Source organism: Ereboglobus sp. PH5-5 (genome assembly GCF_029504805.1).
Taxonomy (GTDB): domain Bacteria; phylum Verrucomicrobiota; class Verrucomicrobiia; order Opitutales; family Opitutaceae; genus Ereboglobus.
The window spans coordinates 14,043-35,886 of sequence record NZ_JAQFIT010000003.1; the positions used below are offsets into that span (position 1 = coordinate 14,043).

General features: G+C 61.3%; 20 protein-coding genes. 11 read left to right on the top strand and 9 right to left on the bottom strand.

What is annotated here, in order from left to right; genetic code table 11:
- Positions 1-369: 369 nt before the first annotated feature.
- Both M2103_RS02310 and M2103_RS02315 read left to right on the top strand, forming a co-directional pair.
- Positions 370-1,224 (top strand): EamA family transporter, encoded by an 855-nt coding sequence (locus M2103_RS02310; RefSeq protein WP_277508492.1) that lies wholly within the window; start codon positions 370-372, stop codon positions 1,222-1,224.
- A gap of 49 nt (positions 1,225-1,273) precedes the next feature.
- Positions 1,274-1,759, top strand: a complete 486-nt coding sequence (locus M2103_RS02315) for an asparaginase domain-containing protein (RefSeq protein WP_277508493.1) — start codon at positions 1,274-1,276, stop codon at positions 1,757-1,759.
- A gap of 142 nt (positions 1,760-1,901) precedes the next feature.
- Here the strand turns inward: M2103_RS02315 and tyrS are convergent, their stop codons facing one another.
- A complete protein-coding gene (gene tyrS, locus M2103_RS02320) occupies positions 1,902-3,185 on the bottom strand; it encodes a tyrosine--tRNA ligase (protein ID WP_277508494.1) in 1,284 nt (427 codons plus the stop codon).
- A 204-nt stretch (positions 3,186-3,389) separates the two neighbouring features.
- Positions 3,390-3,839 (bottom strand): hypothetical protein, encoded by a 450-nt coding sequence (locus M2103_RS02325; RefSeq protein ID WP_277508496.1) that lies wholly within the window; start codon positions 3,837-3,839, stop codon positions 3,390-3,392.
- A gap of 96 nt (positions 3,840-3,935) precedes the next feature.
- On the opposite strand from M2103_RS02325, the gene M2103_RS02330 reads away from it, so the two are divergent.
- Positions 3,936-4,496 carry an NUDIX domain-containing protein gene (locus tag M2103_RS02330; RefSeq protein WP_277508497.1) on the top strand — a complete coding sequence of 187 codons (561 nt, stop codon included), beginning with the start codon at positions 3,936-3,938 and terminating at the stop codon, positions 4,494-4,496.
- Between the two features lie 12 nt (positions 4,497-4,508).
- Here the strand turns inward: M2103_RS02330 and M2103_RS02335 are convergent, their stop codons facing one another.
- Together M2103_RS02335 and zwf are read right to left on the bottom strand one after the other, a co-directional pair.
- On the bottom strand, positions 4,509-5,498 hold the full coding sequence (locus M2103_RS02335; RefSeq protein ID WP_277508498.1) for a glucose-6-phosphate dehydrogenase assembly protein OpcA: 990 nt from the start codon (positions 5,496-5,498) through the stop codon (positions 4,509-4,511).
- Positions 5,499-5,656: 158 nt separating this feature from the next.
- The gene (gene zwf / locus M2103_RS02340; protein WP_277508499.1) at positions 5,657-7,198 is read right to left on the bottom strand and encodes a glucose-6-phosphate dehydrogenase; all 1,542 of its coding nucleotides are present in this window, start codon (positions 7,196-7,198) and stop codon (positions 5,657-5,659) included.
- A gap of 186 nt (positions 7,199-7,384) precedes the next feature.
- Here zwf and M2103_RS02345 point away from each other — a divergent pair, with 186 nt between their 5' ends.
- Together M2103_RS02345 and M2103_RS02350 are read left to right on the top strand one after the other, a co-directional pair.
- Positions 7,385-8,164, top strand: a complete 780-nt coding sequence (locus M2103_RS02345) for a tyrosine-protein phosphatase (protein ID WP_277508500.1) — start codon at positions 7,385-7,387, stop codon at positions 8,162-8,164.
- Between the two features lie 27 nt (positions 8,165-8,191).
- Positions 8,192-9,466, top strand: a complete 1,275-nt coding sequence (locus M2103_RS02350; RefSeq protein ID WP_277508501.1) for an oligosaccharide flippase family protein — start codon at positions 8,192-8,194, stop codon at positions 9,464-9,466.
- Positions 9,467-9,482: 16 nt separating this feature from the next.
- On the opposite strand, the gene aroB is transcribed toward M2103_RS02350, so the two are convergent.
- From aroB to M2103_RS02365, 3 genes are all read right to left on the bottom strand, one after another.
- Positions 9,483-10,577 carry a 3-dehydroquinate synthase gene (aroB, locus tag M2103_RS02355; RefSeq protein WP_277508503.1) on the bottom strand — a complete coding sequence of 365 codons (1,095 nt, stop codon included), beginning with the start codon at positions 10,575-10,577 and terminating at the stop codon, positions 9,483-9,485.
- A 208-nt stretch (positions 10,578-10,785) separates the two neighbouring features.
- Complete coding sequence (locus M2103_RS02360; protein WP_277508504.1) at positions 10,786-11,715, bottom strand: dihydrodipicolinate synthase family protein; 930 nt, start codon at positions 11,713-11,715, stop codon at positions 10,786-10,788.
- Positions 11,716-11,734: 19 nt separating this feature from the next.
- Positions 11,735-14,299 (bottom strand): sodium/solute symporter, encoded by a 2,565-nt coding sequence (locus M2103_RS02365; RefSeq protein ID WP_277508506.1) that lies wholly within the window; start codon positions 14,297-14,299, stop codon positions 11,735-11,737.
- Positions 14,300-14,611: 312 nt separating this feature from the next.
- On the opposite strand from M2103_RS02365, the gene M2103_RS02370 reads away from it, so the two are divergent.
- The 5 genes from M2103_RS02370 to rplI all read left to right on the top strand — a co-directional run bounded on the left by M2103_RS02370 (position 14,612) and on the right by rplI (position 17,472).
- Positions 14,612-15,307, top strand: coding sequence for a 50S ribosomal protein L25 (locus M2103_RS02370; RefSeq protein WP_277508507.1), 696 nt, complete (start codon positions 14,612-14,614; stop codon positions 15,305-15,307).
- Positions 15,308-15,367: 60 nt separating this feature from the next.
- Complete coding sequence (gene pth / locus M2103_RS02375; RefSeq protein WP_277508508.1) at positions 15,368-15,958, top strand: aminoacyl-tRNA hydrolase; 591 nt, start codon at positions 15,368-15,370, stop codon at positions 15,956-15,958.
- A complete protein-coding gene (locus M2103_RS02380; RefSeq protein ID WP_277508509.1) occupies positions 15,955-16,251 on the top strand; it encodes a 30S ribosomal protein S6 in 297 nt (98 codons plus the stop codon). The genes pth and M2103_RS02380 overlap by 4 nt, the downstream gene beginning before the upstream one ends.
- Before the next feature lie 84 nt (positions 16,252-16,335).
- Complete coding sequence (gene ssb, locus M2103_RS02385; protein ID WP_277508510.1) at positions 16,336-16,818, top strand: single-stranded DNA-binding protein; 483 nt, start codon at positions 16,336-16,338, stop codon at positions 16,816-16,818.
- 54 nt (positions 16,819-16,872) lie between these two features.
- Positions 16,873-17,472, top strand: a complete 600-nt coding sequence (rplI, locus tag M2103_RS02390) for a 50S ribosomal protein L9 (RefSeq protein ID WP_277508511.1) — start codon at positions 16,873-16,875, stop codon at positions 17,470-17,472.
- A gap of 162 nt (positions 17,473-17,634) precedes the next feature.
- Here rplI and M2103_RS02395 read toward each other — a convergent pair whose 3' ends face one another.
- Together M2103_RS02395 and glgB are read right to left on the bottom strand one after the other, a co-directional pair.
- Positions 17,635-18,384 (bottom strand): hypothetical protein, encoded by a 750-nt coding sequence (locus M2103_RS02395; protein ID WP_277508512.1) that lies wholly within the window; start codon positions 18,382-18,384, stop codon positions 17,635-17,637.
- Between the two features lie 90 nt (positions 18,385-18,474).
- Entirely contained in the window at positions 18,475-20,736 is a 2,262-nt protein-coding gene (glgB, locus tag M2103_RS02400; RefSeq protein ID WP_277508513.1) for a 1,4-alpha-glucan branching protein GlgB, read from the bottom strand.
- A gap of 216 nt (positions 20,737-20,952) precedes the next feature.
- On the opposite strand from glgB, the gene M2103_RS02405 reads away from it, so the two are divergent.
- Positions 20,953-21,726 carry an RNA methyltransferase gene (locus M2103_RS02405; RefSeq protein WP_277508514.1) on the top strand — a complete coding sequence of 258 codons (774 nt, stop codon included), beginning with the start codon at positions 20,953-20,955 and terminating at the stop codon, positions 21,724-21,726.
- Positions 21,727-21,844 lie beyond the last annotated feature (118 nt).

Genomic DNA, 21,844 nt, shown 5'->3' on the forward strand with positions numbered 1-21,844 from the left:
CACAAAACCTGCGCCCGCCGCTCTCACAGTCCTTAAATCAAATCCAGCATGACGGGATTGCGTTCGACCTTTCGCCAGATCACCCATACCTCGAAGTCGAGGGCGACGCGGGCGGCGGCCAGCTTTCGACACACGATCCGATTTTGCGCCGGCAGCGCGAACTGACGCCGCCCAACTCGCCCAACTGCGCAACCCTCAACAAAGCCCTCGGCGGATAAGTGTGGTGCGAAAATCCGTCACCCATCGAGGCGGTTGCGATTATTGAATCACTTTAAAACGGAACCTCGCTGGGAAAAGACCATCCGGAGGACATTTGCATTCTGGACTATTCACGGGGCGAAAATTCGCGCAGTGTTTCGGGTTTCTGAAATGCTGCATCTATTTATCGTCTCGCTCATCTGGGCGCTGTCCTTCGGCCTTATCAAGGGACAGCTTGCCGGGCTCGACACGACCGCGCTCGGCGTCGTGCGCACGGGTTTTGCGCTCCTTGTGTTTCTCCCCTTCTGGCGTCCCGGAAAAATCCGCGCGGGAGACGCCGTCCGCCTGGCCTGCATCGGAGCGGTTGAGTTTGGCTTGATGTATGTTTGCTACATGGCCGCGTTTCGGTTTCTGGCCGCCTACGAAGTAGCCATCTTCACCATCTTCACGCCGCTTTGGATTGCGGCGATCGAGTCGTTTCAGCTTCGCAGGATTCCGGCCGGCCTGACCTTCGCTGCGCTGCTCGCAATCGCGGGCGCGGCGGTCATCAGCTGGCAAACGCTCACACCCACGCACAATCTGCTGGCCGGCTTCCTGCTCGTGCAGGGCTCCAATGTCTGCTTCGCCGTCGGCCAGCTCATGTATCGCAAGATCAGACGGGGCGCGCTCGGCAAAACAAGCGACACCGCGCAGTTTGCCTGGCTCTACATCGGTGCGTTGCTCATCACGCTGCTCGCCTCGGGCGTGACGACAAACTGGTCCGCGTTTCGCCCGGATTTGTCGCAATGGCTCGTGCTCGCCTATCTCGGCGCCATTGCGTCGGGACTTTGTTTTTTTGGATGGAACCTCGGGGCGCTTCGAGTGAGCACGGCCACGCTCGCCGTCTTCAACAATATCAAGATACCGCTCGCCGTCGCGTGCTCGCTGCTGGTTTTCGGCGAGACGGCGAACATTCCCCGCCTGCTCGTCGGCGGCGCGTTGCTCATGGTCGCAATCTTTGTTGCGCAACACCGGCCACGCGGTTGAGTTTGCGGAAATTTTCAGCCCTTCAGTCCTTCAGCCTTTCAGCCTTTCCATGCAACCCATCGCGATACTCACCACCGGCGGCACCATCGACAAAGTGTATTACGACGCGCTCAGCAAATTCTCCGTCGGCGCGCCCGCGCTTCCCCGCTGTTTCCAGGAGGCCAATATCAACTACGAAGTTTCCGTGCGGGAAATATGCCGCAAGGACAGCCTCGACATGACCGACGACGACCGCGCGCGCCTGCGCGCCGCCGCCCTTGCCCGGCCCGAGTCGCGCCTCCTCGTCACCCACGGCACCGACACCATGACAAAAAGCGCCGAGGCCTTGCGCGACATTCCCGGAAAAACGATTGTCTTTGTCGGCGCCATGCAACCCGCGCACCTCCGCGAGACCGACGCGCCTTTCAACCTCGGCTTTGCCACCGCCGCCGTGCAACTGCTCCCGCCGGGCGTTTATATCGCGATGAACGGACAAGTTTTCCCCGCGGGCACCGTCCGCAAAAACCGGGAGGCCGGCCGCTTCGAGCCAGCCTGACAAAACACAATGCGCGGCAGTCCATGGCAGAACGATCGCCCGACTGCCGCCAACTCTCGAAACGCCGAAACCTCCGCGCTGATAAAACACGGGCTGTTTTTGGGCGGGCCCCGTTGCCATTTCCGGCCCGGGGCTCATCCGCTCACTCCGCAAGCAACACCGCGTAGCTTTTCTTACCCTTGCGCAACAACACGTATTTGCCGAACAACAAATCCGCGGCGGTCACCACACGGGCGGCCTCGCCGGCGCGGATGTTGTTCACATAAATGCCGCCGCCCTCAATGTCCTTGCGCGCCTGTCCCTTGGAATTGACGAGCCCGGCGTGCACAAGCAATTCGGTGAGCGGAGCGCCGGCGTCGAGCCTGGCGCGCTCGACCGGCTTGGTCGGAACCTCGCCAACAACATCGCGAAATATCGCCTCGCCGGTGTCGCCGATCTCCGCGCCGAACAAAATCTCGCTCGCCTTGAGCGCCGCGTCGAGCGCGGCCTGGCCGTGCACCGTGCGGGTGACCTCGCGGGCCAGCGCGCGATGCGCCTCGCGCGCCCCGGGGTTGGCGGCGTGCTTCGCCTCGAGTTCCTCGATTTCGGGACGGCTCAGAAACGTGAATCGCCGCAGATATTCGCAAACCTTCACGTCCTCGGTGTTGACGAAAAACTGGTAGAATTTGTAGGGGCTCGTTTTTTCGGGATCGAGCCACACCGCGCCGCCCACCGACTTGCCGAACTTGCTGCCGTCGGCCTTCGTGATGAGCGGGAACGTCATGCCGTGGGCGGTGATGCCGAGCTTGCGGCGGATGAAGTCGACGCCCGACGCGATGTTGCCCCACTGGTCGGAGCCGCCGATCTGGAGCTCGCAGTTGTGGTCGCGGCGCAGGATGTAGAAGTCGTGCGCCTGGAGGAGCTGGTAGCTGAACTCGGTGTAGCTGATGCCGCCGTCGCCCTCCATGCGCGAGCGCACGGAATCCTTGGCAAGCATCACATTGAGCGAAAAGTGTTTTCCGACATCGCGCAGGAAATCCAGGAAGGTGATGTTGCGCGTCCAGTCGGCGTTATCAATGATGCGCGCCGGATTCGGGCAGCTCGCCGGATCAAAATCGAGCAGGCGCATGAGCTGTTTCTTGATGCAGGCCACATTGTGCGCGAGCTGCTCGGGCGTGAGCAAATTGCGCTCGGAGGAGCGCCCGGAAGGATCGCCGATCATGCCCGTGGCGCCGCCGGCGAGCGGCAGGACATTGTGGCCGGCGAGCTGGAAACGGCGCAGCGTGAGCTGCCCCATGAGGTGCCCGACGTGGAGCGAATCGCCCGTGGGATCGAAGCCGATATACACCGTGACCGGCCCCTCATTAAGGCGCTTGGTGAGCGCATCAAGGTCGGTGCAGTCGGCCATCAGGCCGCGCCACTTCAGGTCTTCGATCAGATTTGTCATAGCGATGCGAAGAAAAGCCCCCGCGCGCGCAAGCGCAAGTTTTGCGTTTGGCACTTCCCCCACTTTTGGGGCGCGGAGGAAAAAGGCGGCGGAATGGTCGCGCCAGTTTCGCGCACAGGTGAATTCACGCACCGCTCAAAGCGGTGCCACACGCCCCCGCCGGGCCATGTTGCGGCGCATGTTTGGCGCCATCCATGCCTCCGCTCAATCCGGCTGCTTGAGTTCGCGCGGGATTTCGTTGTTGGTGCGGAGCATGAGCACGGGCACCTTGGTCTTCACCCAAAGCTCGGCCTCCTTGAAGATTTTTGCGGGCACCTGCTCGATCGCCTCGCCAACGGTTTTCACCGGATACTGCCGGCCCTTGCGTGTGTCATTGTAATCGTAGGCGCCGCGAAAGATGCGATCCTCAACCGTCGCCACGCTTTCGGTCTCGGGAAGCTGGAGCACCCAGCCGGCAAGCTCCTCCTTGGGCAGCACGCCGTTGGGATCGGAAACCAGGATTGCGAATTGTTTTTTCACAGGGGGAAGTTTTTCGCCGTCTTCCTCGGCCTGTGTGATGGCGTTCATCTCCTCGACAATTTGACGGAGGAGTTTCGGGTCCAATTGGTTTTTTTTGAGGATTTCGGCGACTTTGTTGATATCGATTTTGGCCATGATGCGAAATTGATGCGTGATGCTCGGGTGCGGTTGGATTTGGAAAATTCTGTTTTCACAAGAGCACACACTTCGCCAAGGTGCGACAAGCCAGATATGCAAAAACAAAACACTCCCGGCCCCGGCGCCCCGGCGCAACGTGATGATGAGCTTTTCGACGTGGTCAACGAACACGACGAGGTCGTGGGTCGCGCCACGCGCCGCGAGGCTCACGCGCGCGGCCTCCTGCATCGCGCCACGCATGTGGTCGTCGGCGACGCGCAAGGACGTGTGTTTCTGCAAAAACGCTCAATGGCAAAGGACACCGCGCCCGGCCGCTGGGATTCCGCCTGCTCCGGCCACGTCGATTCCGGCGAAACCTACGAGGCCGCCGCCGTTCGCGAACTCCGCGAGGAAACCGGACTGGACGCGTTCGCGCTTGGAGGGGCGAATCCGCTCGAAACGCTTTTCACCCTTGAACCCTGCGCGGCGAACGGCTGGGAATTCCTGCGCGTGTTCCGCCTGCGCTCGCACGGACCGTTCGCCTTCAAGCTCAACCCCGCCGAAATCGAGCGCGGCGAATGGTGGACAGAGGAGGAGTTGTCGCGCGCGCTCGCCGAACGCCCGAAAAATTTCACAAACGCCCTGCGGATGCTGTGGACGCGCCTGCATCCGTAGGGGCGCGCCCAACTAAAAAAACATCGCCTCGCCGAGGGCGGCTTCGGGGGTGAGGAGCGAGACGGGGACGCTCGCCTGCATGGGGCCGTGGCACAGCATGGAGTCAATGCCCGACGTGCCGGCATGCGGATCGCCGCGCCAGTGAAAATGACGCGAGGGTGTTTTGTATTCAAAATTCAATGACAATGGCGGCTCGCCGTCGGCGGAGGATGTCAGCTCGGCGGGAGTGTTTTTGTCCATGCCGCAGGCGATGAGGCGGTCGCGCGCCCACTTGAGGAGCGCGGCGGCCTCGGCGGCGTATTGCGGGGCGCGCGCGATGCGGATGGCCGAGATGCCGTCAACCAGCCCGGCGGGCGGGCACGCGCTGAGAAATTGCCCGATGCTTTGGCGGACGGGCAGCGTGCGCGCGTGGGCGAGGTCTCGCACCGCCTCGGGCCGGGGCCAGGCGTAGTCGCCAAATCCCTCCGGCATGACCGCGCTGTCGAGGATGACTCGCTCGGACTTGACGAGGAGGTATTGATAATCGTTGAGGCGGCGCGACGAGGCGAAGCGGTGCACCCAATAATAAAGCGGCAGGTCGGTGGAGAGACAGATCGAGACCTGGCTTTCGAGGTAGCGGCGCGCGCTCATGGGATACGCGAGCATGACAAACTCGCAACAGCGCGTGTCGCCCTTGGTTTTGCCGAGGTGGCATTCGCCGTAAATCTTGGCGCGGATTCGGTCGGTCGAGTTGTCGTCGAGCGAATACGGGCAGAGCACAACGACGCGACAGGGATAGCGGCGCGAAAAATTGATTGTGGTCTGAAACTGCGCAACCGCGTCGTCATGAGTGGTGCCGAAGCCGAGGTGCAGGACGAGGTTGATTTGCGTGGCCTTCGCGTCGTCGCCGGTTGGCGAGGGACGCCCGTCCGCGGCCGCGCTGGTCCACATGTCGGCGAAACTTTTGTTGATGGCATCGGCCGGCACTTCGAGGCCGGGAAGAACGGAGAACACAGTGGACATGATGGATGCAGGTTATTTGGACGGGTTTGAGGCAGGAACGTTTTTATTTTCGATTTTGGATTCTCGATTTTCGATTGGGAGCTACCGCTCCGGTTTCGCATTCGGTTACACGCGGTAGCGCGCAATCGAAAATCCAAAATCGAAAATCCAAAATTTCCTCATGGTTTTCTCCAGGTGTCGCGAGTTTGGGCGATGAGGGCTTCGGCGGATTTCGGCCCCCAGGTGCCGGCGTCGTAGGTGTCGAGTCCTTCGTGTCCGGCCTTGGCCCAGTTTTCGAGGACGGGTGTGTAAAGTTTCCACGACGCCTCGGCCTCGTCGCCGCGGATAAAGAGCGTGCCGTCGCCAACCATGGCGTCGAGCACGAGGCGCTCGTAGGCCTCGGGTGTGTTGGAGCCGAACGTCGCGGAATAGCGAAAGTTCATTTTCACCGGCTGCGTGCGGGTTTCGAGTCCGGGGACCTTGCCGTTGAGGATGAGGCCGAGCCCCTCGTCGGGCTGGATTTGAAACGCGAGGGTGTTGGGCGCGATGCTGTAGAGCGCGCTGTCGGAGAAGAGCGTGCCGGGAGGGCGTTTAAATTGTATCGCTATTTCGGATACACGATGCGGCATGCGCTTGCCGGAGCGCAGGTAAAAGGGCACGCCCTGCCAGCGCCAGTTATTGATGGAGAGGCGGATGGCGGCGTAAGTTTCGGTGGAGGAGTTTTTGTCGATGCCCGGTTCGTCGAGGTAGCCGGGCACTTGTTTGCCGCCGATCATGCCGGAAGTGTATTGCGCGCGGGCGGTGTCGCCCCCCGGGCCGGGGCGGAGCGGCTGGATCGCCTTGAGGACTTTCACTTTTTCGTCGCGGACATCCTCGGCGGCAAGCGACACGGGCGGCTCCATCGCGGTGAGCGCGACGAGCTGCATGGTGTGATTCTGGATCATGTCACGAAGCGCGCCGCTGGTTTCGTAATAACCGCCGCGCGTGCCGACACCGACCTCCTCGGCGACGGTGATCTGCACATGGTCGATGAAGTTGCGATTCCAAAGCGGCTCGAAAATGGCGTTGCCGAAACGCTGCACGAGCAGGTCCTGCACCGTTTCTTTTCCGAGGTAGTGGTCGATGCGATAAACTTGGCGCTCCTCGAAAACCGAGCGAATGGTGGCGTTGAGTTCGCGCGCGGAGGCGAGGTCGCGGCCAAAGGGTTTTTCGATGATAACCTTGGCGTGATACGGCTTGCCGAGATGTTTCGACGCGAGCCCCGAGGCGCCGAGATTCTTGAGGACGGGCGCAAACACGGTCGGCGGCGTGGAAATGTAGAAGAGCGGCTGCATCTCGCGTGAGATTTTTTTCTCGATGCCGGAGATGTGCCCGGCGAGGTGGCGAAACGCCTCCGGCTCGTCATAGCCCCCGGCGACGTAGGACACGTTTTGCCTGATGCTCCGCCAGACCGCGGGATCGAGCTCGCGCCGGGAAAACTCGCGGATCGCCTTTGCGGCAATGTCGCGAAACTCCTCGTCGGGGATCGCCTTGCGCCCGTAGCCGACGAGATAAAAATCGGCGGGCAGAAGGCTGTCGCAAGCGAGATTGTAAACCGCGGGGATGAGTTTGCGCGCGGTGAGATCGCCCGAGGCCCCGAAAATGACGACCACCGTGGGCGGCGCGCCGCGATGCTTGCTAAGACCCTCGAGAAACGGATGGCGTGCGGTGTCGGCGTTCATGGTTTTGGTGTGACAATGCGCCAGGCGCGCCGCGTTTGCAAGCGGGCGCGCGCGTTTAAACCGGCCGCATTTTTTGCGGGTTTATTTTTGCACACCACGAATTTTAAAACACACCCGCCACCCAAAACGCGCTTATCTTTTCGTTCGCCCATGCCGGACTTTCCCCTTTTTCTTCCCGCTTTTCACATGACGAGCCACGTTTCATCGAACCCTGACGGGATTCCCATGTTGCGCCACATTCCATTGGAAGGCGCGTATAATTTCCGCGACATCGGCGGTTATGAAACGGCGGACGGACGCCGCGTGCGATGGCACCGCATTTACCGCTCGGGACAGATCGACAAACTCACCGACACCGACGTGGAGACACTCGCCGGGCGCCGGATTTTGACCGTCGTCGACTTGCGCGAAAAAGTGGAATACGATCACGCTCCCGACCGGCTGCCGGCGAGCGCGACGATTGTGAGATGCTCCGGCGGCAAAACCGACCCGATGGAAAACTGGACGCACATGCTGGCCGGCGCCACATCGGGCGTGCCGTTCATGAAGGCGTTTTATTCCGACATCCAGGGGCTGGCCGCGCGCTTCAAGCCGTTTTTTCAAACGCTGCTCGACCTGCCCGACGACCACGCGCTGCTGCTGCATTGCATGGCGGGCAAGGATCGCACGGGCATCGGCATCGCGCTTCTGATGATCGCGCTCGGCGTGCGGCGCGAAACCATCGTCGAGGACTATCTGTTGACCAATCAATACGGCCCGAAGTCGCTCAACGAGGATGTGCGCATGAAACCGCTGGGATTGTCCGAACCCGTCCTGCGCGACTTGCTCGCGGCAAAGGAGGAGTATCTGCAGGCGTTTTTCTCCACACTGGAGGAACACCACGGATCGGACATGCAATTCCTCGCGCAAGCCATCGGGCTTTCCCCTGAAAAAATCAGCCGCCTGCGCGAAAAGTTCACCGAATAGGAAACGCGCGCGCGCGAATCAATACGAATGGCGGGCAACAAAAAACGGATCGAAAACGCCGGGGGCGTCAAACGCCTGCTGCCCATCATGCTCACGCAGGCGGTGGGGCTTGTGTGCGGGGTGGCGGGCATCACGATCGCGTCGAGGCTCGTCGAGCCCGGGGCGTATGGAGCCTACGGCATTTTCCTCACGCTCACGCCGCTGGGCATTGCCGTCATTCACGCGGGGCTGGTCAAATTTGTAGCCCGGCACTGGGCGGAGTCGAACAACCGCGCCGCGTTGTTGCGCGAAATCACCCGGGCCGCCGCGCGCAAACTGCCCTGGCTCGCGGCGGCGACCCTGGCCGCCGTGTGGCTTGTTCCCGGATTACGCGCGAACGGCGCGCCTTGGTGGGGCACCTGGCTGTTGTTGTTTGCGGGCGCGTCGTTGATGACGGCGGCCTGGCTCAGGCAGACGGCATTGCAGGCCGGGCGCGAGCACTGGCGTGATTGCGGCGTGTCGGCGGCGGGCTCGGTGACACGGTCGTTCGTGCCTCCGCTGTTGTATGCCGCCGCGGGCGGAACGCTGCTGGCGCTGCAAGCCGGCTTTGTCATCCACGCGCTCGTGCTCGCAACCGCCGCGATTCTCGCCGTGCGCAAAAACAGTGCCGCGCAAAATGAATCGCAACCGCCCCCGAAACAACTGAGCGCAATCTACGACGGCCCGCTGTTCGTTGTGCTTGCCGTGGCGGCGTGGATATTGACCGCGGTCAACCGCTGGGTCGTCGCCGGATTTTTCGGAACCGAAACCGCGGGGTATTTCACACTCGCGGGAAACGTGGCCGTGATCGTGACGAGCATGCTGGCCGTGATGTTCACGCAATACTGGCAGCCGGTGGTTTTTGCGATGCCCTCGCGCACCGCGGAGGAACGGCGCGCGCTCGCCAATTCCGTCGACATCGTGTCGCTCACGTATGCGCTGTGCGGGCTCGCGGGCATCGGTTTTCTGCACGCCCTCGCGCCGTTTCTCATCGGCTCCGTGATCGACGCGAAATACACCGACGCGCTCGGCATGATCGCGCCCGTGGGTTGCTTCGGCGTGGCCGTGGCGACGGGACAATTTTTCCACATGCTCCTGCTCGCCGGCCACAAGGAAAGCGCGTGCGCCCGCGTGGATTTGAGCGGAGCCGCGGTGCTTGTCGCCGGAAGCGTGATCGCCGCCGCCGCCGGAGGCGAAACCTGGTTCCGGCGCTGGCTGCTCGTCTCGCCAATCGTGCCCTGGCTTTTGCAACGCACCCTGGCGCGGCGCATGTTGCTGGGGTAACGCAAATGCGCGCGGCTCACACCGCGCCGACTTCGCGCCAGGTTTCCTCGACCAGCGCGCCCGGCACATCGGAGCGCGTGGCCGAGTCGCCAATCGAGTTGAGCACGACAAAACGCAGCGTGCCGGAGCGCACTTTTTTGTCGCGAGCCATCGCGGTCATGAGCGCGTCCAGCGGAAGCGATTCGCGAAGACGAACCGGCAGCGCGTGCGCCGCGAGAACACGCTCCACGCGCGCCGTGTCGCCGCCGAAAACATTTCCGAGTTTTTCCGAAAGGCGCGCGGCGGCGGCCAGGCCAATCGCGACCGCCTCGCCGTGCAAATACGCGCCGTAACCCGTGACTTGCTCAATGGCGTGCCCGAAAGTGTGCCCGAGATTGAGAAGCGCGCGTCCGCCCTCGCGGGCGAGCTCGCGTTCGTCCGCCTCGACAATCCGCGCCTTGATTTCGCAGCACCGGCGAATCACCGATGCCAGCGTCGGGCTGGAGGCGGTGAGCGGACTGCTTTCAAGCTGGGCAAAAAGCGAGGCGTCGGCGAGCATCCCGTATTTGATGACCTCGGCCATGCCCGCGGCAAATTCGCGCGGCGGCAAAGTCGCCAGCATGTCGGTGGCGATATAAACCGCGCGCGGCTGGTGAAACGCGCCGGCGAGGTTTTTTCCCGCCTTGAGATTGAGGCCCGTTTTTCCACCCACGGAGCTGTCCACCATCGCGAGCAGCGTCGTCGGCACCTGCACAAAATCGATGCCGCGTTGGTAAGCCGCCGCGGCGAATCCGGCCAGATCGCCAATGACACCGCCGCCGGCGGCCACAAGCACGCTGGTGCGGTCAAGCCGCTGCGCCGCCATGAAATCGAGCACGCGGCCAAACTCGCCGAGCGATTTGGTCTCCTCGCCCGGCGCGAGTTCAAGCATGGGAGTGTCGCCAAAAAGAACCTTGAGCACGGGAGCCTGTGCGCGGGCGAGATTGCCGTCCGTGATCACGGCCATGGAGCGACCGGCGCGGGCAAACGCCTCGACATCGGCGCGCGCGAGCCCGGCAAGATCACCGCCGAAGTGAATTGGATAACTGCGTTCGCCGAGGCGAACGGTCAATGAGTCAGTGGTGTCGCTCATGTTGTGTGTTCAATAAAGTGCGTTGTTAAAAAATCGCCCAAAGTGCAACCCGCCCGCCGCCGCAGCGCAACAGTTTTGGGAAATGGAAAAACGCCGCCCTCGCCCACGCCATCTTTATAAAATAGCCCAAACGGAGTGTCATCCAATAGATGACACTCCCGGCGAATCCGAATGCCATGAGATCATGCTTTTTTGGCCCGGACTTCCGTCATGGCCGAATATTCTTGAAGAATCCCGCCTCCTCCAAGTCCGCCTTCATCGCCGCAATTTTGTCCTTCGCGATGGGCGTCATCGGAGGGCGAACGGGGCCGCAATCCATGCCAAGCAGCCCAAGGATGGCCTTGTTTGCGCTCATGCCGCCGTGCTTGCAGAAGGCCTGGATGAATTTCATGGACTCAAGCTGCCACGCCGCCGCGGACTTCATGTCGCCCGCGTTGTAGGCGGCGATCACGCGATTATATAATGCGGAGGCATAATTATAAGTGCTGCCGACCGCGCCCTTCGCGCCCATGACAAGCGCGGAAAGCAGGATTTCATCACGGCCAAAAAGAATGTCATACTTGTCGCCGGCGGCGGCCAGCGTGAGCCCGTAGTCCATTATGTTTTCGTGCGTGAACTTGATGCCACCGAATGTCCGGATGCTTTTTGCGGCAAGCGGCAGGAAGTCCGCCATGGCAACATTCACGCCGGACATCGATGGCATGTGATAATAATAAAATGGCGTCTTGGGCGCGGCGGTCGCGACTTTCTTGCACCACTCGACAAGCCCGCCCACGCCCTCGGGGCGGAAAAAGGACGGGGCGATTGTGGCGATGGCGTCCGCGCCGATTTTTTCGGCGTGCGCGGCGAGCGCGCAACTTTCCGGCAGGCTGTTGTGCCCCACGTGGACGATCAGCTTGAGCCCCGAGCCCTTCATGGCCGCGCCCCACGCCTCCGCCACCGCGAAGCGCTCCTCGTTGGACATGGAGGCGCCCTCCCCTGTCGTGCCGCAAACAAACGCGCCGCTCACGCCGGTCGCCTTGTAATATTTTGCCAGCTTGGGAATGACGCCCAGTTTGAGCCGTCCCTTGGCGTCAAAAGGCGTGAAGGGCGCGGCGATTAGTCCGGTTATATGAAACGCGGGATTATTGTTACTCATGATTGGAATGTTTATATTATTATTTTTTCAATGTCCCGAAAGTCAGCCCCTCCACATTCTTCCTTGAAGGCAGCATGATGCTGGCAATCCAGCCGACGAAGAAGCAGGTGAGCATGCCCGTTGCCGCGTAGAGGAAGAAGTGCAGGTTTGTATGACGCTGCACGTAATAAAGCACTATAATGCTTGCAAAGGCGCCGATCAGCGCGCTCCGCCCGCTGGCGCGCCTGGTAAATATGCCGAGCGCAAACAACCCCGCAAGGCCGCTCGCCGCAAGGCCGACCAGGCTGCTGTATGCGTCCCAGAGCGAGGCAAGGTTGAGTTTTGCAAGAATGATCGCGCATCCCGTTGCGAACACCCCAAGGCAGGCGGTCATTATGCGCGCGAGCCTAAGCGCCGCGGCATCACGGGCCTTTCCTCCCAGGCGAACATAAAAATCCGTCATAATCGCCGTCACAACGCTGTTCAGGCTGCCGGAAACCGTGGATTGCGCGGCGGCGAATATGCCGGCGATGACCAGCCCCGCAACACCAACGGGCAGGTTTTGCACAATAAACGCGGGGAAAATCGAGTCCGTCGCCTGCGAGGGATCGAGCGCCTCGGGGTGCGCCTTGTAGAACACAAACAATGCCGTGCCTATGAGGAAGAATAGTATGCTGGAGGGCATCGCAAGCACCGCGTTGAACCAGATTGAACTTGCCGCCTTTTTCTCAGTGTCGGTCGTCATGTAGCGCTGCACAACCGCCTGGTCGCTTGTATAACTCACGAGCTGCGCAAAAATATTTCCTATAAATATAACCCAAAACGCGTTCGCCGCGGTCGTCGGGCTCCATGTAAAGTTAAACATGTGAAGTTTATCATTGGCGACGGCGGTCGTCCACAATCCCGACAACCCTCCCTCGGTGCCAAAAACAATGACAAGTATGCTAATGACCGCCGCGCCCAATAACACAAAAGTCTGGGCGACATCCGTCCAAATCACCGCCTCCATGCCCCCCAGCACTGTATAGATCACACAAAGGACGCCCATCAGCACGATGCAGGTCGTCACATTGAGGTCGCTGACCGTGGCAAGCGCGATTGAGGGCAGCAGCAGCACGATCGACTGGCGGCCGATCTGGAATAATATAAACGCCGCGCTGCCATACAAACGCACCGGCAGGCTGAACCGCTTCTCCAAATATTCATAAGCCGACGTGACATTCAGCCTGCGATAGAAAGGCAGGTATATTCCAACAAGGATCGGCGCGATTACGAGAATGGGGATGTTTGCCCAAAGGTAGGTCCAGTTGGTCGCATAGGCCTTCGCGGGAATCGCCATGAAGGTGAGCGAGCTGAGCATCGTCGCATAAATCGCCATGCCCGCCGCCCACCACGGAATACGACCGCCCGCCTTGAAATAATCATCCGTGTTTTTATTGCGGCGCGAGCAATACCACCCGATGCCCACCATGCCCGACAAATACGCGGCGAGCGCGAGGTAGTTGATCCAGCCGAACGCCGCCTTGGTCACAATAACCGTCGCCTTCCACACCTCCGTGGAGCGCACGCCCGGCATGCGCTCGCCGCCGGCAACCACAAAGCCGCCGGCCCACGACGCCTGCGATGTTGTCACAAGCGAGAACGGCGCCTCGCCAACATTCGTCCATGTGTCGGTGATGGTGTGATAGGCGAGTATCGAGCGGGGAAACCCCTTGTGCATTGACGGGGCGCCGAGCCCGGCTTGCGCCCCGTCGTCGCCGCCGAGCAAAAACAAATGCGCCTGCCCCACAGGCACCGCGGGGGACGGTGGCGCCACAACCGGACGGGGCAGCGGCGCAAGCTCCCGCCATCCGAGCTCCGGATGAAACGACCATGCATCGGTCAGCCACGCACGCTTTGCCTGCGAGCCATCGGGTCGCGCCCCGCCAAACACATACAGCGTCTCGCCAATCGCGCCGGCCGCGGCAAGAAACCGCGAGCCCCCCGGACACGGCTCCATGGCCTCCCAACCCGCGGCGGTGTTGCTCATGTCGAGGCGATACAAAACATTCGCCGCCTCGCCGATCGAGGGCGTCTCCAATCCGCCGACAACATATATATAATTTTTGGCAACCGCTCCGGCCGGCATCGCCAGGGCGCGCGGCAAATCGGGCATCGCGGCAAACCTCACGCCCTCCCCCGCGCGCCGCGTCACAAGCCAGACCGTCTTGAAATTCTCCCTCGCGTCGCCGCCGCCGATGACGAGAAACCCGTCCTTCCACGGCAGTGACAACCCGTAGCCGTTTGCTTGGGGCAGACGCCCCTCCTCCCGCCACTCTTTCGCGCCGGGCTCGAGCACGAACACCTTGTCATACCAGACCTTCTCGCCGCCCTCCCACGGGCGCTTGCCGGGAAAATTAGCGCCACCGGCAACAATAAGCGCCTTGCCCGACACGCCCGCAAAACTGCCGGCAAACCCCTCCTTGTCGGGAATTGACGGCAGCCTTGTCCACTCCAGCACCGGTTTTTCGCGCACAGGCGCCCCCGCCCCGCCGGCAAAAGCGGCGGCACCGCCAACAAGCAGGAAACAATAAAACGCCAGGCTAATCTTTTTATGGAAGCACATGATGATTTTTTTAAGAAAGCCGGTGAAAAATGCGAGGGGCCGGCACCTTGCATCGCCCAAGAAACAAATGCGCCCGGCCAATTCAACAATAACGGCGTGGTCTGATCATCAGACCATGAGCGCGCGGCCAACCGATAAAACCCGGGGCGCCCCTGCTGTTTTGCCGGACATCCCCGCGGCCACTGCGACGCCAGCCCCGCCCCGAAACAAACGCAAAGATTTGATTGCCTTCCCCCTTCCGCACCGTATTTGTTCAACCCTTTTCCACTACGCCTGCCTCCGATTCCCGGGGTGACCAGGGGGACCGAAACCATGAAACAACAATATAAAATAGCAGCCGCCACACGCGAGCAAACAGGCCGCAGCGCATCCCGCCGCGTCCGTAAAGAAAACAGGGTGCCCGCCGTCCTCTACGGAAAGCACACCCAGCCCGAAACCATCTCGGTGGACGGTCCCGAATTCATACGCCTGCTCAAGGCCATCGGGGGCTCATCCTCCCTCGTTGAAATCGAACGCAAAGACAATCCTGTCGCGCTTTCCTTCATTCAAGAGGTCCAGCGCGACCCCATCACGGACAGGTTCCTCCATGTCGACTTCCAGGAAGTGAAAGCCGACGAAAAGATGGAAATCAACGTGCGTGTTGTCGCGGCTGGCGAAGCCTACGGCGTCAAGACCCAGAACGGCGTTCTCGAAATGCCCAACCCCTACCTGCGCATCCGCTGCCTGCCCAAGGATCTCCCCTCTTTCATCGAAGTGGACGTCACCAACATCAAGATCGGCGAAACACTCCACGTCGGCGCCCTCAAAACCATCTCCGGCGTTGAGTTCCGCGACGACAAGAACCTTCCCGTCTTCTCGTGCGTCGCTCCCGTGGAGGAAGTTGCCTCCGCGACATCCGGCGGCGCCGCCGCCGCCGCTCCCGCCGCCGGTGCAGCCGCCGCTCCCGCCGCGGGCGCAAAACCCGCAGCCGGTGCCGCCGCTCCCGCGGCCGCTCCCGCCAAGAAATAAGTTTCCCCGTTCGGGGCCGCGGCTTGACCGCCACGGCCCCGGGCGATTGTTCTTTGAGACATGTCCATTTTGCTTGTTGCCGGACTCGGCAACCCGGGTCGCGAGTATGCCAATACCCGCCACAACCTGGGCTTCATCATCCTCGACGCGCTTGCCCGCCGGCACGCGCTCCCGTGGAAAATGCAAGCCGCCCGCCACGCCGAGATCACCCGCTGGGACAATCCTCCCGGCGGCGCACCGCTCCTGCTCGCCAAACCGCAGACTTACATGAACGAAAGCGGCGTCGCGCTCCAATCGCTCGCCCGCTATTATAAAATCCCGGTCGCCCAAATCGCCGTCATCTACGACGACATCAATATCGACCTCGGACTAGTGAAAGTCTCGCGCACCGGATCGGCCGGCGGCCACAACGGCATCGCCAGCATCCTCCAACACCTCGGCGACGGCTTCATCCGCTACCGCATAGGCATCGGCCCGAAACGGCCCCCGAAAATGGACCTCAAAGACTTCGTCCTCGGAAACCTAGACACCAACCAGCAGACCATCGTCGCAAACACACTTCCACACTATCTCAACGGCCTCGACATCCTCCTCGAACACGGAACCGACCGGGCCATGAACACACTTAACAGAAGAGAAAAAAACACATGACAACAACCAAACGCAACTACCGCGGCACCTTCATCATCGACAACCGCGGCCAAGAAGAATCCATCGACAAGCTCATCGAGGATGTGAAAACCGAAATCGCCGCCGTCCAAGGCGAAGTCACCGCCGTCGAAAGCCTCGGCAAGCGCGACTTCGTCCGGGTAACCGACAAAAAATTCACCAGCGGTGTTTACGTGCAAATCACCTTCGACGCCCCCCCCGAAGGCCCGGCGCAGCTCAAGGAGCGCTTCCGCCTCAACAACACCGTTTACCGCATCTTCATCGAGACGCTTTAACAAAACCACCGCGCGGCGGCGCGCAGCCCAATCAGCGGCGCGCCGCAAACAGCAAAACAGCACAACCCTTCAGCCCACATCCCCATGGCATCATTCAATCAAGTCATCCTCATCGGAAACCTCACTCGCGACCCCGAACTCCGGGTCACGCCCAGAGGCACATCCATCTGCCAGTTTGGCATCGCCGTGAACCGCACCTTCAAGGACGAGTCCGGCAACAGCAAGGAAGAGGTCAACTTTTTCGACATCGAAGCCTGGGGCAAGCAAGGCGAAGTCATCTCCAAGTTCATGAGCAAAGGCCGCCCGATCTTCGTGCAAGGCCGGCTCAAGCAAGACTCGTGGGAAGACAAAGCCACCGGCCAGAAGCGCAACAAAATCAAAATCGTCCTCGAAAACTTCCAATTCATTGGCAGTCGCGACGGCGGTGGACAGCAAGGCGGCGGCTCCGGTGAGGAAAACTTCGACCAGGCATCGCCCGTCGAGCGCAACTCGCCCCCGCCCCGCCCGCCCGTGCGCAACAACCCGCCGCCCGCGCAGGACAACATCGACGAAGACGTGCCGTTCTAAACCGCGCCCGCACACCACACTCACAACAATTAATCATTAAACAACAAAACCAACATGGCTCAAACAGAAGTCCTCCTCCTTAAACCTCTCGAAAACCTCGGCGCCGAAGGCGACCAGGTCAAAGTTCGCACCGGCTACGCGCGCAACTATCTCTTTCCGCAAAAATTCGCGGCTCCGCTCACGCAAGCCAACCGCAAGCACGTCGAGGCGCTCAAAAAACGCCGCGCCGAACGCGAAATCAAGGAATTCGAGGGCGCGCAGCAAGTTGCCAAGCAGCTCGAAAAACTCAGCGTCGCGTTTGCCGTCAAGACCGGCGAGGGTGGCAAGATGTTCGGCGCCGTCACCGCGGCCGACCTCCACCAGAAAATCGAGGAAGCCGGCATCATCCTCGACAAGCGCAAGATTCACCTCCACACGCCGGTGAAGACCCTCGGCAAGCACGAAGTGAAGATCAAGCTCCACGCCGACGTCTCCGTCGACTTCAGCTTCGACGTCGTCTCGGAAAACCCGATCGAGACAGCCGCGGAAGAAGCCCCCGAGGGCGAAGTCCGCAAGACCGAGAAAAAATCGGCCCGCCGCAAAACCGCAGCGGACGAGGAAGCCGCCGGCGAGGAAAAACCCGCCAAGAAGACGGCCAAGAAAAAAGCCGAATAATCACGGTTCATCTTTTCGTTTAACAAAAACGCCTCCGGTTTCGGAGGCGTTTTTTTGCGGTCGGACGAACCCTCCCGGTGAGACACAATATCCCCGGCTCACCGGGACGGTTCGCCCTGCCAAAGCATAATTTGGCCCAAATCGAATCATGCCGAGTTTCCGTTAATCACGCAGCGACGAGTTGGGCACGCTCAGGGAGTGAATTGCATTGGCGATCACGCCCAGCGCGCGCACCGAACCCGCCCGCGCCGCGAGGTGCATCAGCGTCAGGCCGCCGTCTTCCGTCGCCGCCCTCAGTTTCACGCGCCTGGAAGAGATGAGCATTTGAAGACGCCGGGCATCGTCAAAAAACACCGCTTGAACCGCCTCCTTTTCGAGACCGTGGAGCTCGTTTTGACTTGGTTCGAAAAAATATCCGTCCTTCCAGAGAAGCAGCACAGCCTGCCCGGCCGCGGCCTGTTCGCGGGTGAGGGCGAACGTGGCGTTGCGAATAAACGCGCTGCCCAGCGTCGGCGGGACAATGCGCACGCGCACTTCCTCCGTGCGCCCATTGATCAGCCACACCACGACAAGCAGAGCACGGCTTGTCGAAACACCGCCCGGCCATTGCCCCAGAAACTTACTCTCGACGCCCTGATAGTGCGAAATACCGGCCTTGGCGCGCATGGGATATTTTTCACCGGGCTCACGATGGCGAAAACCCCGTTGGTAAATTGTGTAGTTCGGCGACATGCGCAAGAACGCCGCATTTGCCCGCAAATCACCCTCAAGCCGCCAAGTCGCATCGGCCCCGGTCTGGCGCGTTTCAGTTCCGTCGGTGACTTCGATGGTGTTGCCGGAAATCGACCGCGGGGCGAAGACTTTGCCGTCGATTTCGCAGACTAGCCGAAGGTCGGCGCGCGCGGTCGGCATTGCGAACAATACGCACGCAATCACAAACGTGAGCCGTAGCCGCAACGGGAATTTCATGGGGTATGAATATGTGGCAATTTCGACCGGCGTTTATTCTTCCTGCGCGCTTGCCGACCACTTGAAGATCGTCGTGCTCAGCGGGGGGAGTTGCAGCACGATGCTTTGCGGGTGGCCGTCGCAGGGCACGGGTTCGCTCACGCGCCCGCCGTCGTTGCCGAGGCCGTTGCCGCCGTAGTAGGTGCTGTTTGTGTTGAGGACTTCCTTCCAGAAGCCCGCGCGCGGCACACCCATGCGGTAATCCTTGCGCACCACCGGCGTGAAGTGGCCGACGACCGCAAAGAGATCCTGGCCGTATGCGTCCATGCGCTGGAATGAAAGCACGCTCGCGTCGGAATCGTTGCAGTTGATCCAGCGGAATCCTTGCGGGTTGAAGTCGTTCAGGCTGAGCACGGGTTCGTCGCGGTAGAGTTTGTTGAGGTCGCGCACGAGCAGGCGGATGCCTTCATGGTCCATGTATTGGCGCAGGTGCCAGTCGAGGCTCGTGGTGTAATTCCATTCGCCGGACTGGCCGAACTCGCTGCCCATGAAGATGAGTTTTTTGCCCGGCCACGTCCACATGTGCGCGTAAAGCGCGCGCAGGTTGGCGGCTTTTTCGGGGATGTGCCACGCGCCCATTTTGAAGAGCATCGAGGCCTTGCCGTGCGTGACTTCGTCGTGCGAAAAAACCGAGATGAAGTTTTCCGCGTATTGGTAGAGCATGCCGAACGTGAGGTCGTTCTGGTGCCACTTGCGGTGCACGGGCTCCTTTTGGAAAAAGCGCAGGGTGTCGTGCATCCATCCCATGTTCCATTTGTAGTCGAAGCCGAGTCCGCCGTCGCTCGTGGGTTTGCTCACGCCGCCAAACGAGGTCGACTCCTCGGCGATCATCACGGTGCCGGGATAATACTGGTGCACGAGGTCGTTGACCTGGCGGATGAACGCAATGGCCTCGAGGTTTTCGCGGCCTCCAAATTTGTTGGGAATCCATTCGCCCTCCTTGCGCGAGTAGTCGAGGTAGAGCATCGAGGCGACGGCGTCCACGCGCAGCCCGTCGATGTGGTAGCGGTCGAGCCACGAGAGGGCGTTGGCGGCGAGGAAGCAGCGCACTTCGTTGCGCCCGTAGTTAAAGATGAGCGTGCCCCAGTCCATATGCGCGCCCTGGCGCGGGTCGGCGTGCTCGTAGAGGTGCGTGCCGTCGAACTCGGCGAGCGCGAACTGGTCGCGCGGGAAGTGCGCGGGCACCCAGTCGAGGATGACGCCGATGCCGTGCTGGTGCATGTAATCGACGAAGTAGGCAAAATCCTCCGGACTGCCGTAGCGGTGCGTGGGCGCGAAAAATCCGGTGACTTGATAACCCCACGAGCCGTCGAACGGATGTTCGGCGAGCGGCATCACCTCAATGTGCGTGAACCCCATGTCGCCCACGTATTCGGCAAGCATGGGCGCGAGTTCGCGGTAGCTGAAGATGCGGTTGCCGTCCTCGACCTTGCGTTTCCACGAGCCGAGGTGGACCTCGTAAATCGACATGGGCTGGTCGCGCTGGCCGGCGTTGGCCTTGCGTTTTTCAAGCCAGGCGTCGTCGCCCCATTTGTGACGGCGCGTGTCGCAAACGATGGAGGCGTTGCCGGGGGGCGCCTCGAAATAAGTGCCGTAAGGGTCGGTTTTGAGATGGAGGTGCCCCTGCTGGTCGTAGATTTCGTATTTGTAGAGTTCGCCCTCGCGCAGGCCGGGAATAAAAATTTCCCACACGCCTGACGCGCCGAGCGGACGCATCGGGTAGTAGCGCCCGTCCCAGTGGTTGAAGTTGCCGACGAGCGAAACGCGCGCCGCGCTCGGCGCCCACACCGCGAAGGAGACACCGGGAACGCCCTGGTTTTCGATGAGATGCGCGCCGAGTTTTTTGTAGATGAAATGGTCGTTGCCCTCGTTGAAGAGATAAAGGTCGAGGTCGCCGATCGTCGGCGCGAACGAATAGGGATCCCAAAACTGGCGCATCTCGCCGCCGTGCGTCGTGGCGCGCAACTGGTATTTGAAGAGCTCGGTGCGCTTGGGGATGAACAATTCGAAAAAGCCCTCGGGCGCGAGCTGCTCCATCTCGTAGCGAACTGCGGCGGCGCGCTTGCCGGACTTGGCGCGGGGCGGGCTGGAAGCGTCCATGTCAACCACCTCGCATCGCGCGGCCTCGCGGACAAACGCGCGCACCACAATCCCCGACGTCCTGCCTCTCTTGGCATGGTGCATGCCGAGGAACGTGTGCGGATTGGCATTCTTTGCGGCAAGGAACGAGTCGAGTTCGGCTTTGGTGAGCAACATGGAATAAATGGATTGTGCGCGCCAAGATATGTTCCTTTCGTCCAAGGTCGAGAGCAGAGAGAGGGTGTTTTTCTAAAACCTCAAGGGGCGGGCGCCGGCTAAAAAGCACGCCCGGCTTTTTCACAAGCGAACCGGCGGGCATTTGGCGGGCGGGCATTTCTTTGATTGCCACAACCGCGCGCATTCGCGTGCATGTGCGACTCAAAAAAATTCCGAATGATGCGACCCAGAGACATTCCCGTTTGCGGCTCCGCCTCGGTGACGGCGCTTTTTAAGCAAAATCCCGATTCGATCAAACGCCTCTTTTTCGACGCGCCCGCCTCCTCGCGCCTCGGCAAAATGGCGAGCTACCTCGCGCAAAACAAACGCCCCTATCGCATGGTGCCCGCCCCCGAACTCCAGAAAATCTCCGGCACCGTTCATCACGGCGGCGTTGTCGCCATCATCGCCGCGCCCGAACTCCGCGAGCCCACCCTCGACGAAGTCGCCGACTGGGCCAAGGCGCGCGAGGGCGTCCTCATCCTCGACCGCATCGGCAACGCGCACAACCTCGGCGCGCTCGTGCGCACCGCCGCGTTTTTTGGCATTCGCAAAATCGTCCTCGCCGACGACCAGCAACAGGCGCTCCCCGGCGAGTCCGCCTACCGCATCGCCGAGGGCGGCATGCAATACGTGGACATTTTCCGCGTGTGGGACCTGCCCGGCCTGTGCCTCGCGCTCGCCGACGCCGGCTACAATGTCGCCGGCGCCGCCGTCGCCTCAAAATCGCCCGTCTCCAAGGCCATGCGCGAAATCGGCCCCAACCGCCCCGTCGCGCTCGTGCTCGGAAACGAGGAAACCGGACTCTCCGCCAATGTCGCCGCCGCGTGCACGCGCTTCGTCACAATTCCCGGCACGGGCAACGTCGAGTCCCTCAACGTCTCCGCCGCCGCCGCCATCCTCATGTGGGCGCTCTGGCCCGGACGCAAAACCCTCGCCAACCACGAATAAGGCGCGCATCGGTGGCATTGCGTTCCCGTTCGCCCATGCACCAAAACGCGTCAAAATTTGCGCAGACTACATATTCGAATAAATAACCGGAAAACTAAGACTTGCGCGACAACAAGCC